The organism is Synergistaceae bacterium (genome assembly GCA_017540085.1).
GTDB lineage: Bacteria > Synergistota > Synergistia > Synergistales > Aminobacteriaceae > JAFUXM01.
In genome coordinates this window covers 71801-85893 of sequence record JAFYBQ010000033.1, presented here as the reverse complement: position 1 = coordinate 85893, position 14093 = coordinate 71801, and the positions used below count along the sequence as shown (strand labels likewise).

At 50.8% G+C, this 14093-nt stretch carries 16 protein-coding genes and 1 riboswitch; of the genes, 5 read left to right on the top strand and 11 right to left on the bottom strand.

The features are described from left to right. The coding region (locus IKQ95_08115) for a hypothetical protein (protein MBR4196659.1) at window positions 1–555 on the top strand (555 nt) is incomplete at its 5' end. On the opposite strand, the gene IKQ95_08110 is transcribed toward IKQ95_08115, so the two are convergent. From IKQ95_08110 to thiM, 7 genes are all read right to left on the bottom strand, one after another. Further along, window positions 556–1296: a TVP38/TMEM64 family protein gene (locus tag IKQ95_08110; GenBank protein ID MBR4196658.1), complete on the bottom strand. Its 741-nt coding sequence runs from the start codon at window positions 1294–1296 to the stop codon at window positions 556–558. Between the two features lie 63 nt (window positions 1297–1359). Next, window positions 1360–1800 (bottom strand): hypothetical protein, encoded by a 441-nt coding sequence (locus tag IKQ95_08105; protein MBR4196657.1) that lies wholly within the window; start codon window positions 1798–1800, stop codon window positions 1360–1362. Window positions 1801–1860: 60 nt separating this feature from the next. Next, the gene (locus tag IKQ95_08100; protein ID MBR4196656.1) at window positions 1861–2484 is read right to left on the bottom strand and encodes a thiamine diphosphokinase; all 624 of its coding nucleotides are present in this window, start codon (window positions 2482–2484) and stop codon (window positions 1861–1863) included. Beyond that, window positions 2484–4004 carry a bifunctional hydroxymethylpyrimidine kinase/phosphomethylpyrimidine kinase gene (thiD, locus tag IKQ95_08095; protein ID MBR4196655.1) on the bottom strand — a complete coding sequence of 507 codons (1521 nt, stop codon included), beginning with the start codon at window positions 4002–4004 and terminating at the stop codon, window positions 2484–2486. The genes IKQ95_08100 and thiD overlap by 1 nt, the downstream gene beginning before the upstream one ends. Further along, the gene (locus tag IKQ95_08090) at window positions 3938–4582 is read right to left on the bottom strand and encodes an HAD family phosphatase (protein MBR4196654.1); all 645 of its coding nucleotides are present in this window, start codon (window positions 4580–4582) and stop codon (window positions 3938–3940) included. The genes thiD and IKQ95_08090 overlap by 67 nt, the downstream gene beginning before the upstream one ends. Continuing rightward, window positions 4572–5219, bottom strand: coding sequence for a thiamine phosphate synthase (thiE, locus tag IKQ95_08085; protein ID MBR4196653.1), 648 nt, complete (start codon window positions 5217–5219; stop codon window positions 4572–4574). The genes IKQ95_08090 and thiE overlap by 11 nt, the downstream gene beginning before the upstream one ends. Continuing rightward, window positions 5203–6027 (bottom strand): hydroxyethylthiazole kinase, encoded by an 825-nt coding sequence (thiM, locus tag IKQ95_08080; GenBank protein MBR4196652.1) that lies wholly within the window; start codon window positions 6025–6027, stop codon window positions 5203–5205. The genes thiE and thiM overlap by 17 nt, the downstream gene beginning before the upstream one ends. Window positions 6028–6073: 46 nt before the next feature. Beyond that, a riboswitch (TPP riboswitch) is annotated at window positions 6074–6185 on the bottom strand. A 196-nt stretch (window positions 6186–6381) separates the two neighbouring features. On the opposite strand from thiM, the gene IKQ95_08075 reads away from it, so the two are divergent. The 4 genes from IKQ95_08075 to IKQ95_08060 all read left to right on the top strand — a co-directional run bounded on the left by IKQ95_08075 (window position 6382) and on the right by IKQ95_08060 (window position 10572). Then, complete coding sequence (locus IKQ95_08075; GenBank protein MBR4196651.1) at window positions 6382–6582, top strand: cold-shock protein; 201 nt, start codon at window positions 6382–6384, stop codon at window positions 6580–6582. 128 nt (window positions 6583–6710) lie between these two features. Continuing rightward, the gene (locus IKQ95_08070) at window positions 6711–8492 is read left to right on the top strand and encodes an ATP-binding protein (GenBank protein MBR4196650.1); all 1782 of its coding nucleotides are present in this window, start codon (window positions 6711–6713) and stop codon (window positions 8490–8492) included. Continuing rightward, a complete protein-coding gene (locus IKQ95_08065) occupies window positions 8489–9649 on the top strand; it encodes a CCA tRNA nucleotidyltransferase (GenBank protein MBR4196649.1) in 1161 nt (386 codons plus the stop codon). The genes IKQ95_08070 and IKQ95_08065 overlap by 4 nt, the downstream gene beginning before the upstream one ends. Next, the gene (locus IKQ95_08060) at window positions 9646–10572 is read left to right on the top strand and encodes a ribonuclease Z (GenBank protein ID MBR4196648.1); all 927 of its coding nucleotides are present in this window, start codon (window positions 9646–9648) and stop codon (window positions 10570–10572) included. Before IKQ95_08065 ends, IKQ95_08060 begins: the two co-directional genes overlap by 4 nt. On the opposite strand, the gene truA is transcribed toward IKQ95_08060, so the two are convergent. From truA to rplQ, 4 genes are read right to left on the bottom strand one after another with little or no spacing between them, the layout of a single operon-like run. Next, a complete protein-coding gene (truA, locus tag IKQ95_08055; GenBank protein MBR4196647.1) occupies window positions 10533–11303 on the bottom strand; it encodes a tRNA pseudouridine(38-40) synthase TruA in 771 nt (256 codons plus the stop codon). The genes IKQ95_08060 and truA overlap by 40 nt on opposite strands. A 1-nt stretch (window position 11304) precedes the next feature. Then, entirely contained in the window at window positions 11305–12081 is a 777-nt protein-coding gene (locus IKQ95_08050) for an energy-coupling factor transporter transmembrane protein EcfT (protein ID MBR4196646.1), read from the bottom strand. Continuing rightward, on the bottom strand, window positions 12063–13739 hold the full coding sequence (locus IKQ95_08045; GenBank protein MBR4196645.1) for an ATP-binding cassette domain-containing protein: 1677 nt from the start codon (window positions 13737–13739) through the stop codon (window positions 12063–12065). The genes IKQ95_08050 and IKQ95_08045 overlap by 19 nt, the downstream gene beginning before the upstream one ends. Beyond that, window positions 13714–14085 (bottom strand): 50S ribosomal protein L17, encoded by a 372-nt coding sequence (gene rplQ, locus IKQ95_08040; GenBank protein MBR4196644.1) that lies wholly within the window; start codon window positions 14083–14085, stop codon window positions 13714–13716. The genes IKQ95_08045 and rplQ overlap by 26 nt, the downstream gene beginning before the upstream one ends. Between the last annotated feature and the right edge of the window lie 8 nt (window positions 14086–14093).

Below are 14093 nucleotides of genomic sequence, written 5' to 3'. Positions count from 1 at the left end.
GGCGTTCCTCTGAGGATTATTGCGGGGGGGACTGGGAGGGATTACCGGGCTGTTGCTGACGAGTTTATACGGGTGATTGAGTCGTCGTCAAAAAGAGTATGGATTACGACTCCGTATTTCGCGCCTGACAGGAAATTTCTTGACGCTCTCTATAACGCTTCAGCGCGTGGGATTGATGTCCGTGTCATAATTCCGTCATGGTCGAATCATGTCATAGTCTCGTGGGCATCGCAGTCATACGTTGACGGGCTTATAGCTCACGGCGTGAGGGTGTTCACATACGAGGGGGGCTTCATTCACGCAAAGACAATGATAGCTGACTCGCATGTGGCTTCAGTGGGAACGGCCAATCTTGACGCGCTAAGTTTCGGGATAAATTACGAGGTTCAGGCGTTCGTGTACTCAACGAGGCTAGTGAATGAGCTTGAGCGGGTATTTCTTAACGATTTGAGGCACTGCGCGGAGGAGACAGAATCATCACGCAGGAAACGAAAACGCCCGGCCGTAATGAGGCTGAAAGAATTTGCCGGACGCTTGTTATCTCCCATATTGTAATCACCGCTTAATCTTCAGGAAATCATACACCCATGCCTCTATTACTTCCCAGAAAAGCCACAGCAATACGGACAATACCATCATCACAGAAAAAAGAATCTCCGCCCAAACCGTGAGGCCGTCAGCGAACCCCGCCCCCGTGAACGACAAGACCGCCATACCCGGAGCGCGTCCCAGAAGGCACACCAGCGACAATGGCAGGAGCTTTAATTTTGTGAGTCCGGCGAGGAAGCATACAGCGTCATCCGGCAATGCAGGCAGCAAAAATATCATGAAGAACGTCATATATCCCCCGTCAGAAATCACAGAGTCGAAACGCTGAATTATCGACTCAGGAACGATTTTGCGGACAAGTGATATACCGAGAAGCCGCGCCAATGACATCGCAATAAGACTCCCGATTAAGAGTCCGAGTGTCGTTAATGCCCAGCCCTTCCAGAAGCCGAAAATGAACCCGCCCGCGAATGCCGCCGCTTGTCCCGGTATCGGAGCTATTACGACCTGCAAGACCTGTATCAGCACGAACAGCCACTCAGACCCCTCGCCGAGTTTCCGAAGCTCTGACGGGTTGTCGATGTAGCGCGAAATTTCCGAGAGCCATTCCGCCGGAATCATGAAACGGAATGCCCACACAAGCCCGCCGATTATGAGGGTGATTGCGAACGCGGGAATCAATATCATCACGAGGGATGAGAATTTGCGCTTGAGGAGGGAAATAAAATCTTGTTTTGTCATCGTCATAAAAAAAGGACATCAGCAAAACTTTCACTGATGCCCCGGAATATTATTCTGTTTTCGCTCTGACTACTTCCAGCCCATTTCCGCAAGGCTGACCCATTCGCCTTCCTTGAAGAACTTTGCACCGCGAAGGTTGAGGCCGTTTGTGTCTTTGAGGACGTTTACGCGGACTTTCCTGTCTTCCGCCCTGTAATCCATCTCAATCAACATTGAGTGCTGCTGAATCCAGCCTTTGTAGAATATTCCGACCTTGGCGCGCTTGACTCCCTCGCCCTTGTCAAACGGCTTCTCGTCAAAATCCGCCTGAGCGTCCTCAATTTTCACTGTGGGATGGAAATCGGGAAGGACTCTTTCTTTCGCGAATCTCAGGAAATCAAATTCCCCGTCCGCAACTGCCGCAGGAGCCGCTGATTTGTCCGATGACACCGCTGACTCTTCCGCCGATGCTCCGAACGCGAAAATGCCCATGATGAAAACAAGCACGAGGATTAATGCTGACTTCTTCATTTCCGTAAAACCTCCTGAAATATTTTGTACCTGAATTTTACCATACAGCCGGAAAAATCTTCACCGCCTAACGCAGACTAGCAATAAATTTCCTTCCTTCAGCGTGATTTCAGCGTCATGGCCGGGAAGTGTCTCGTTGCTTATTCCGTACTGGTATTCAGGGGTAATAGTACCGTTGTCGAGGGGGTATTTCGCGCCCGTGATTGTGATTCCTGACGCAGTGCCGGAAATGTTCAGCAGGGAGAAGCACCGCCATATGTCAGAAACCCTCACCGTTTCACCCGCTGAAATTATGCTCATCTCGGAAAAGTCGCCCGCAATCATGGCCGGGACTCCGTGAGCCTTCAGCATTAACAGCGCGTAAATATTTCCCAGTGTCATATCCTCCCGCCCTCCCGTAACACCTAGCATTAACACCTCAGAAAATCCCCGGCGGATAGCTTCCTTCACCGCAAAAATTGTATCAGTGTCATCTTTCACGACCGGGAGAATTATAACGTTATGCGAGTCTTCCGGCATTGGGTGAGAGTCGAAATCGCCGATAATGAGAGACGGACTCACGCCGAGAGAGTCAGAATGTTTCAGACCGCAGTCGCAATATATCACGAAATCGCCCGGCCTGAGATATGAGCGGATTAGCGGGTAATTTCGGATTTCCGCCCCGCCGATTATCACGCACCGCATTATTCAGCCCATCCCATATCCCAGAATCCAGACTCATAAAGCGAGCATTCCCGGAAAATTTCGGCAAGGTGATTTATCTGCGACTCGCTGTAATTCTCCGCTGACCTCTCCAAGAATGACACTAATACGCCGTTCAAACCGCAATATTCCTCCCCTGAGTATGTCCGCACCCATGAGCCATATAATTCGTGATTTACGGATTCGGGGTTACGCCTGACGATTTCCCGCGCTATATCCTCGTAGCTTAGGGCGCACGACAGAATCGCCGCTAATATTTCGGGTTCGCCCTCCTCGTATGCGATTCTTAGCATGTACGATGTGTACGACAGGTTAGCGAGTTCACGCGAGGCAGAGTCTAATTCCTCCTGAGTCACGCCGAACTTGGCCATGTAGCCTTTATGCACGTTCATTTCAACGTTTGCGATTGCGTCAATGACTGATGAGAATAGGCGCATTGTTTCGAGGCTCTTTGCTTTTGCGATTCCTACGGCGAAAACTTTTGCGTACTCGTTCAGGTACAAATAATCCTGTATGATGTAACGTCTGAATTTCTGAGGGTCAAGAGTCCCCGTCTCAATTCCCCGTACAAACGGATGATTATTGTATTCCGGCCAGATGTCAGAAACTGAAGCCATCAGAATCCCACGAATGTCCATTTTTCCCGCAAATTTACCGCTGAGACAAAACGCGTGATTCATTGGCCCGCTTCCCTTCCCAAGATTGAGCATTGCCCCTAACGCCCCGGAAATATATTCTTTCGCGAGCCTCACAGAGTCAGCGAGATTATGACCTTTCGCCAGATTCGCCGCGATTGCGCTTGAGAGAGTGCAGCCCGTTCCGTGTGTATTGTTCGTGTCAATGCGTTTGCCGTGAAACCATGTGAATTTGTCAGCACCTTCACACAATAAATCATCAGCGTCATTCACCGAATGCCCGCCCTTTACGAGGACTGAACAGCCGTATTCACCGCAGATTTTCGCGCCCGCCCTCATCATGTCATCGCGCCCGGAAATTTTCACGCCCGAAAGAATTTCAGCCTCCGGGATATTCGGAGTCGCAACAACCGCGAGGGGCAAGAGTTCATCAGCAAGAGTCCTCACAGCGTCATCATCAATCAGTTTCGCCCCGCTTGTCGATACCATTACGGGATCTGCTACGATGTTAGCGGCCTTGTAGAATTTCAGCGCGTCCGATATTGCGTGAATGAGTCCTGAGCTTGACACCATTCCGATTTTCACCGCGTCCGGGCGTATGTCCGTGAATACCGCGTCAATCTGTGAGCGCAAAAATTCCGGCGTAACTTCCATGATACCCGTGACTCCTGTCGTATTCTGCGCCGTAAGTGCCGTGATTGCGGTCATGGCGTAAACTCCGTTCATTGTCATGGCTTTAATGTCCGCCTGAATGCCCGCCCCCCCGGAAGAGTCTGACCCTGCTATAGCGAGTGCCGTTTTCATGATATTATCCCTCCCCTGAATGTTTCTATAGTGTAGTCTGCTGTTGACTGTATCATTTGCCACTGGTGAACGTTGGACTCATCAGCAACTCCGAATGTTACGAACCCCGCACGCTTTGCCGTCTCAAGCGCGAACAATGCATCCTCAAATACTCCGACATTCTCAGGCTTGAGGCTCATAAATTCAGCGCAGGCAAGAAAAATATCCGGCTCGTGTTTCGTTGTCGACAGCTCCGAGCATGTGAATATCTCATCAAAATATTCTGCGATTCCGTTTCGTTCGAGTGCTGACAGCAATAAATCCCGATTCCCGGAAGTCGCTATTACCATCTGTATACCCTTTTCACGCATGGCCGGGAGAAATTCCCGCACTCCGTCTTTCAGCGTAACTTCCTCACGGTAGAATCCCTCAATTATTCCGAGAATGCCCGACTGTATATCTCCCTCCGAGTCTCTCAGCCCGTAATGATCCCTGAGATACCTGCATGACTGCTCCAAGCTCATGGGATAAAGTTTCGCCGATAAATTTTCCTCCGGCGTTATATTCAGGCTCTGAAGGTAACGCGCTCCCAGCTCCCGCCAAATGTGCATGGAGTCCAGCAATGTCCCGTCAGCGTCAAATATCGCACCCCTAAGATTCATGGGCAAAATATTTTTCCGACAATGCTAGAAGCTCACGTGAAGCCGACTGTATATCATTCTGCGCGAAAATTGCGCTTATCACCGCGACTCCCTCAATGCCGCTCCCGGCGAGAAGGTGAATATTCCCCGCGCTTATTCCGCCGATAGCGACGACAGGAATTTTCACGGACTCGCAGATTTCCCGCAGTGCCGTGTGTGAGATGTCTACAGCGTCAGACTTTGAGCCGGTGTGAAAGACCGCCCCCGCTCCGAGATAGTCCGCGCCGTTTTTCTCAGCCTCTATTGCCTCGTCAGCAGTACGCACGGAGACTCCCAGAATCATCCCCGGCCCGACAATCTCACGGACATTAACCGCGCTCATATCGTCCTGGCCTACGTGGATTCCGTCAGCAGAAATTTCCCGCGCTAATCTCACATTGTCATTCACGATGAAGGGGATATTATTTTCCCGGCAAACCGCTTGTATCTCTCGTGCCTCGTCCCTGAATGCCTCATAGCCGAGCGACTTTTCCCGGATCTGAATCATTGTCGCCCCGCCCGCGATTGTTTCGCGCACACAGTCAGAAAGAGTCCGCCCGTTAAGCCAAGTGCGGTCTGTTACGGCGTAGAGCCTGAGACTTTCAGCCGATAATCTCATATTTCGCGCCTCCGTCTAAAATTTCTCCTGTCATGGTATATATTGCGTCAATGATTCTGTTTCGGTACGTAGAATTTCCCTCGTGATTCTGAAGGTGAGAATATCCGATTTCACCCGCGAGTCCCATTACGCAGACAGCCGCCGCGCAAGCCTCTAGCACATTGCCCGGATTAGCGGCGACAAACGCGGCCATGATTCCCGACAGCATACAGCCTGTGCCGGTAATGCGTCCCATTTCCGCCCGCCCGTTTCGTATGACGTAACACTTCTCACCGTCCGACACAATATCAATTGCCCCTGTGAGAGCCGCGACAGCCCTGGACGATTTCGCGAAATCACGAACGAATCCAGCCATGAATCCGAGATTTGAGTCGCTCACGGAGTCAGCTTTGTCCGCGTCAACGCCGTGAGTTTTCCCGGAGCCTAGCGCGAGAGTCTTAATCTCTGAGGCATTCCCGCGTATAACGTCAAACTTTATCTCCTTCATGAGATCCACCGCAGTGTTTGTCCTGAGACTGCTTGCGCCTGCCCCTACAGGGTCTAACAGTGTCGCGTGTCCCAGCTCTGAAGCCCTCTTCCCGGCCCGGAACATCGCTTCTATTGTGCGTGAATTGAGTGTGCCTATGTTGACGTTCAGCGCGGAGCATATCGCGGTGATTTCGTATGCGTCATCAGGCTCATCGGCCATAATGGGACTGGCTCCGGCGGCTAATATTGCGTTTGCGACATCGTTCACTGTAACATAGTTCGTTATGTTGTGGACTAGGGGCGACATTGCCCGGACATTTTCGAGGCATGAAGATAACATTATGATTACTCCTTTTTTCGGGAAGCTCTCTGCGTGTGTGAGTGTATGCGATTCTGATAAAGTTCCTTGCGCCGGCATTACCCGGATCAAGTTATGATGGTCGGAACACGGAAAAAAGTTCCCTCTCAGCCTGCAAGCAAGCTCCCATAAATTTTTGACTGCGATTGTGATATTATAGCCGAAAAATTTTTGTCTGCGGGGGGAAAATTATCGCGTAAATTGTGTACGATGTGTAAATTTTTACTCGCTTGACATATTCCCGCAAAGAATGTAATCTAATCTCCGCAATTTAGTGTATTTATTATTCTATTTGCGAAATATTTTTATTATCATTATCAGGAGGCTTTTTTTTCAATGGCACAGGGAACTGTCAAATGGTTCAATGAGAGCAAAGGCTACGGCTTCATCACCGTAGACGACGGAAAGGACGTTCTCGTCCACTTCACCGCAATCCAGGGCGAGGGCTTCAAGACTCTCAATGAGGGTCAGAAGGTAACGTTCGACATCGTAAACGGCGAGAAAGGCCCCCAGGCTGCCAACGTCGTAAAGCAGTAGCGCAAAAGGTCTCCTGCCAGAATCCACACACACCGCATTAACAGCAGTCGAGAACAACTAGTGAGAATCTTGCGGAATCATTCGCGGGGTTCTCACTTTTTTTACAGAAACAAAGAGGTGTGTAACTCATGAATTTTCTTATCATCAGGGATACTTATCTGAAGCTGGCTGTAACGCAAATTTTCAGTATCATAATTTCCGCCGCGAACTCAATGATTGACACGGCGGTTACGGGGCGTTTTCTTGGGCCTAATGTTGTTGCCGCCGCGGGGCTTTTCGCGCCTGTAGTTACGCTGATGGGATTCTCGTATGTGCTGATAATCGGCCTGCAAATTCTGTGTTCCCGCGCTGTCGGAAGCGGGGACGGTAGGAAAGTTGTCTCTCTTTTCTCATCGGGATTTTTTTTCCTCGCGGCCTGCGGAGCTGTGATTTCAGTCTCGTGCGTACTGTTCTGTGAGCCTCTTATAGCTTTTCTCACGGCGGGAAATCATGACAGGGCTGTTATCCTGAACCTTAGAGACTATATCGGCGGATATTCTTACGGGATAACGTTTCAGATACTTTACGGCTTCCTGATGGTATTCCTGCCCATGAACAACAATGTGAAACTCTCGTATGTCTCAATAGCTGTTATGCTTGTCTCAAATATTGCGATGGATATTGCTGCTGTATATTTCAGACTTGGCGCGTTCGGGATTGGCCTTGCGACATCTGCGAGCTACGTTTTCGCGTTCCTTTGCGTGTTTCCCGGATTTACGGATAAATACAAGCCTGTGCATATTGAGCTGGGAAATTTATGCCTGTCCCGGCTTTATGAGGCGGCAATTCTCGGTCTTCCCAGCCTGATGTTCACACTTGGCTGTACGGTGAAAGGCTGCGTAATGAACATGACGCTGATGAGGAACATAGGAGCTTCAGCCGTCGCGGTCATGAACATTCAGGGGAATATCTGCGCGATTGCCGGGGCTGTGCCGATGGGCTGCGGGGGGGCGTTTATGTCGCTTGGGAGCATGTATTACGGAGAGAATGACCGTGAGTCGTTGCTCATGCTCGGAAGGTACTCGCTGAAATTCGGTGTGCTTCTTTCGGGGACGGTCATGCTGTTTATCATGTCGGGCGCGTATTATGTCTCTAAATTCTTCTTTGAGCCGGGACAGTTTTTTGAGCATGATTACGCGGCTTTTGACATTTCGGAGCGCATGATGTTATTGTTTCCGAGCTTCTTAATCTTCAACGCGGTGTACATCGTCTTCATTAAGGCGTATCAGCTTCAGGGAAAAACGCGCCTCGTAAATATCGTGTCATTCTCCGAGAATATCATCATGGCCGTTATTGCCGCCGTCCTTGTTCCGTTCATGGGCGACTCCGGCGTGTGGTTTTCTTTCCCCCTAAGCGAGATTGTATGCCTCATAATCATAATGCTGTCCGTGTTCATTAACGCGGGGAGGATTACTTTCTCGCTTGCTGACTGGCTGAAGCTGCCTGAAAGTTTCGGTGCGAAAGCGGGCGAGTTCATGGAATTTTCTGTAACGTCAGCAAAACAGGCGGTAAATATCTCCCGGAAGGTTATAGATTTCTGTCTGGGTCATAAAATTTCACGGCGCAAGAGCAACATTGCCGGGCTTGCCGCAGAGGAAATAGCCGTGAATATCGTAAAGCACGGTTTCAGGGAAAACGGCCGGAATCACGCTGACCTGCGAATCACATACACCGGCGGAGTACTAACGGTAAGAATCCGCGACAACTGCCCCGAATTTGACCCGCGCAAATGGCTAGATCAGTTTTCAGGCACAGACCCCGCCGCGAATGTCGGAATAAGAATGATTGCCGGGCTTGCTGACGAAATGAGCTGTCAGAACATGGCCGGGGTAAACATTAACACAGTCATGATAAAAGTCAGCGGCCAATGAAAAGAAATATATACATCTCCGAACGAATCGCGCAGGCCGTGAAAGACTCAGGCGGAAGAGTCTTCTATGTCGGCGGTTACGTGAGGGACAAAATTTTAGGGAGAGTCAGCAAGGATATTGACATAGAGATTCACGGCGTAACGGAGTCGCGTCTCAATGACATTCTTCACACGCTCGGCGAGCCTCTCAGCATGGGCGCGAGTTTCGGCATACTGGGACTGAGGCATTACAGCGTTGATATTGTCCTTCCCCGCTCACTAATCACGGGTGAAATAGATCCTTTCACGGGCTATATTGACGCGGCAAAACGGCGGGACTTCACAATGAACGCATTAATGCAGGACGTTTTGACGGGAGAAATCCTCGACTTTTTCGGCGGAATTGACGACATAAATCACCGCATAATACGCCGGGTTGATGATGATACATTTCTTCTTGACCCGTTAAGAGTGATACGGGCGGCGAGATTTTCGGCGGTTCTGAGATTTTCGGTTGACGGTGATACGCGGGATATATGCTCGTCAGCAGACATTTCACGGCTTGCCCCTGAGCGCGTTTATTCGGAGCTTGAGTCCGCCCTCACGAAATCGGAATCCCCATCGCGTTTCTTTGCTGTTCTTGCCGACATGAATCAGTTATCCCCGTGGTTCGCTGAAGTCTCAGACTCTGACATTCCCGACAAAGCCGCGGCAGTCCGGGAAAAGTCATCATACATGGCCGGATTCATGCTCGCTGTATTGTGCCATGATTGGGCTGAAGGTGATATAGTCCGATTCCTTTCGCGCCTGACGAACGACTCACATCTCACAGAATACGCGCTGAACATGTCCCAGTCAGCAAAAAGACTCGCAGCAGTCCCGCCGGATTCGCCCGTATCATCATTCCTGCGACTGCTTGACGAGGCCGAGTCCCCTGATGATTTGTCGCTGATGTCTGAAATTTTCACCGGGGATTCGCGCTCTGACATTCTCAGGCTGTATCATGAGCGAATGAGTCAGCCATATGTTACGGGCGGTGATATTCTCAGACTCGGAGCGGAGCCGGGAAAATTAGTCGGCGAAATTCTGAGGCATATACACGCGCTGAGGCTTGAAGGAGTCCCGAAAGACATTCAGCTAGTCGAGGCCATGAAATATATTGCGGAGGGTAAATCATGATTGACGTTACACTAATCGGAACGGCTGCCCTTGCCCCTATCCCGGAGCGGGCGTTGTCGTGCGCGTTTCTGACATGCGGGGGGCATTCCGTCTTGTTCGACTGCGGGGAGGGTACACAGTCAGCGGCGAGGAAGGCGGGAGTCAGCCTCATGAAGACGGACATTATCGCCCTGACTCACTATCACGGGGATCATATTTTCGGGCTTCCGGGACTTTTGCAGACGATGTACAGCGCGGGGCGGACTGAGCCTGTATACATTGCCGGGCCGGAGGGACTTGCGGACGTTGTTCCGGCGATGATGACATTAACGGGATGGCTTCCGTATGATGTCGTGATGATGATGATTCCTGCTGACGGTGTGAGGCTGTGCGAGGTCATTCCGGGATGGCCGTATGAGGCTGTATTGTCGTCATTCCCGGTGAAACATCGCTGTGTGGCTCAGGGGTATTCATTCACGCTTGGGCGGGCGGGGAAGTTTGACCCCGTTAAAGCTCAGGAGCTAGGAGTCCCGGTAAAATTATGGCGCGAATTGCAGAAGGGTAACACGGTTTTTGCTGACGGAAGAGAGATTCAGCCGTCTCAAGTTTTAGGGGAAAAACGGCGCGGCCTCAAGGTGATATTCACGGGAGACACGGCCATTTGCGGAAGCCTGATTAACGCCTCAAAGGGTGCTGACCTGTTAATCTGCGACTCGACATACGGCGATGACTCACACGCGGAAATTGCGACTGCCCGCGGGCATATGACATTCTCGCAGGCGGCGGAGTGCGCGAAAATTGCAGGTGTCAAAAAATTGTGGCTGACTCATTATTCCCAGTCCGTAACGAATCCGGCCATGTTCCTGCCGAACGCAAAAGCGATTTTCCCGGAGACTGTATGCGGTTATGACGGAATGTCGGCGACCCTGAGATTTGAGTCGTAATTCACCCGCCAGAACCACAGACCGCAGGCCGGGACGGTCATGGCCGACTCTGTTCTCTCACTCCCGGACAATAATCCCTCAAGCCACGCAAGACTCTTCTTTCCTGTCGCAACTGTATCAATATTCCCGGCGATTATCCGCACCATGTTCGTGAGGAATGATTGAGCCTTCACGCTGATGATTGAGAGATTCCCCCGCGTCCTGATTCGTAGTGTGTCAATCGTCCTGAACGGGTCATCAGGGCATTCACCCGCCCGGCAGAACGCCCTGAAATTATGCCGCCCCTGAATCATTCTGCAAGCCTCCCGCGCAAGACTCATATCCCACGCAAGTCCGCTCTTCCTGTGCCACACAAAATTATTCATTACAGGCGGACATACACGGCCATGATACACGAAATATTTATACTCTCTTGATATTGCCGAGTACCTCGCATTAAATCCTTCAGGGACATAATAAGCCTTCATTATGCGTATATCATCGGGAAGGTAGAAATTTATTGCGAGCCTTAATTTTTCCGGCGGAATATTCTTGTTCATGCTGAAGGAAGCGACCTGCCCGCAGGCATTGACTCCTCTGTCTGTCCTTCCTGCACCTGTGATTCTGACGGGGACTCCCGCGATTCGGGCCAGTGCCGACTCTATTGCCTCCTGAATGCTGAGTGCGTCCGGCTGAATCTGCCATCCCGAATATTTTAGCCCTATGTACGAGACTTTCACCGCGTAATTCATATCACAGTCCCAGCGCAAAAAATGCCCCGACTCCCGCAACCCAAGCCGCAACCGTCAGAGTGTCGGACATCTTCCACACTAACGGTCGTCTTCTTGTGCGTCCTTTTCCGCCGTCATAGCCGAGGGCGTCCATAGCGACAGCAATATCATCAGCCCGGCGGAATATTATTATTATCAGCGGTATCAATACGGGGAAAAATGCTTTTGCCCTCTGAAATATATTTCCCTGATCCAATCTCGCCCCCCGTGATAACTGCGCCCGTATGATTTTGTCGGTCTCCTGCATTAACAGCGGTATGAAACGTAACGCCATCGCTATCATTATCGCGCATTCGTTCGCGGGAAAATGGAATCTCTCAAGCGGACTCAATAATTCATTCAGCCCGTCAGCAAGCTCAAGCGGTGAAGTCGTCAGAGGCAGCATTACCGCGAACATCATCAGGATAACGAGTCTTGACACCATGAAAAACGCGCTCCCTAATGCCCCGGCGATATTGCGGGATCTGAAATATTCCGCGCCTAAGTTGAACACGAACGTGAACACCGCAAGAAACATCACGGGTTTTGCTGACTGAAAGACTGACCGCCACGGAATTTTTGACACCGCCACAGTAACAGCAAGAGCCGCAAGCCATATGATGACTCCTGTTACGGTTTTTGACGGGAATACGGCTGATATTATGAGTATGAACGAGAACAATTTAGCCCTGGGATCAAGCCTGTGAATGAATGAGCCTGTCGGAATGTACTGGCCTAGGTTCATATTTGAGAGATACATCGTATAAACTCCTCGTAGTCATATATTAGTGGGAAATTTGGGTTGATGCTGTGTATTTCTGCTGATATTCTGAGGACTTCCGGCCATGCTTCCGGCTCAAGAGTATTCATGATTTCGGGGATGACTTCATGCGGCCTTCCCTCCTGAATCATTCGCGAGTCCCTGAGAATCAATATCCTGTCGCTGTAGTGAAGTGCCATGTTCAAATCGTGGGTAACTGTGATGATAGTCTTTCCCTCGTCCCGGAGCCTTGCGAGCATTCCGAGAATTTTTGCCTGATATGAAGCGTCGAGTCCGGCTAAAGGCTCATCAAGCACGACAGCTTCAGGCTTTGCCGACAACACGGACGCAATCGCAACGAGTCTCCGTTCACCGCCTGAGAGCGCAATGGGTCTCCGCGTGAGAAAGTCCCGGCTGAGTCCGGCGCATTCGAGTCCGTAAATCACAGCCGCGTCAAGCTCTTCACCCCTGAAGCCGGCGTTTTTCGGCGCAAATGCTAATTCCTCTTTCACTGTCGCGGAGAATAGCTGATCTTCCGGGTTCTGAAAAACGAGTCCCGTTTTCTGTCTGAGGGTATGTACATCTTCCCCCTTTTGCGGCAATGGCTGACCGTCAAAATATATTCTGCCTTCCTGAATCTTGTACAGTGCGTTAAGGTGCTGGACTAGGGTAGATTTTCCGCTGCCTGTTCTGCCGATTACTGACAGCCATTCGCCCGCGTAAATTTCTGCGTGAATGTCCCTGAGCGCGTAAGATTTTGCCTCATACCTGAAGCCGAGTCCGTCAATTCTGAATTTTTCCCGTCCTGATGTTTTTTGTGAGACTGTTTTTTTTGCTGACGGTGAAAGACCTGCGAGTCCTTCCGGGAATTTTACGCCGTGAACATCGCAGTAACGTTTAATTCTCAGGCTGTCGGGAACGCTGAAACCGAGATTTTCTGCATTATCCCAGAAAGAAACCGTATCACCCTGCCAGACTATTCCGCCGTGAGACAGGACTATAACCCGCTGAATGTCGCTGAAGTTTTCCGCTTCAAGCTGATGTGTAATCTGTATGACAGTCATCCCCTCTGCGTGAAGGTAGCGTAATACTTTCTCGACGTTGATACGCCCGGTAGGGTCAAGCATTGCAGTTGGCTCGTCAAGTATGAGGCATTCGACATCAGCCGCGAGGACTCCGGCAAGGGCGAGCCTTTGTTTTTCGCCGCCCGACAAAGCCGAGACCGCCGCGCCCTTTTTGTGGAGCATGTCAGCCTCAGCAAGTGCCATGTCAACACGCAGCTGAATTTCGTCCGGGGGAAGCCCCTGATTTTCCGGCGCGAACGCTGTATCATCCTCAACCATAGCCGCGACAATCTGATTTTCGGGGTCCTGAAACACAAGCCCGACAGTTTTCCGCAATTCACGAAAATCCATCGTGTGAATGTTTTTGCCGTTGATGAGGCATTCCCCTTCAGACGGGTCAATAATGCCGCCGAGAATTTTTGCCAGCGTTGATTTTCCGCTTCCGTTGTGGCCGAGAATGGCGACTCTTTCGCCTCTGTCTACAAAAAACGAGACGCGGTTTAATGCACGTCCCGTATTTTTTGCGTCATATGAGAACGAAACAGACCTCGCCTCGATAAGCGGGGGATTATTTCTGCTCTTCTCTGTCAACAAGTTCAATCACTGCCATTGGTGAGCCGTCGCCTTTTCTCGCGCCGAGCTTTACGATTCTTGTGTAGCCGCCCTTGTCGAAGCTCTTATACTTAGGGGCTATCTCCTGAAATAATTTCGTTGCCGCTGCCTTGTGAGGCATTTTCGAGAACACTACGCGGATGTCATGAACGCTCCCGCCTCTTGCGCGTGTGATGAGCTTTTCGGCGACCCTGCGGAGTTCCTTTGCGCGTGTTACGGTTGTGGTAATGCTGCCGTTGAGGAAGAGACTTGCGGCCATGTTTCCGAGCATGAGCCTTCTGTGGCTTCCGTAGCGTCCTAATGTCCTGTGGTCAACATGATGTCTCAATTCGTGTT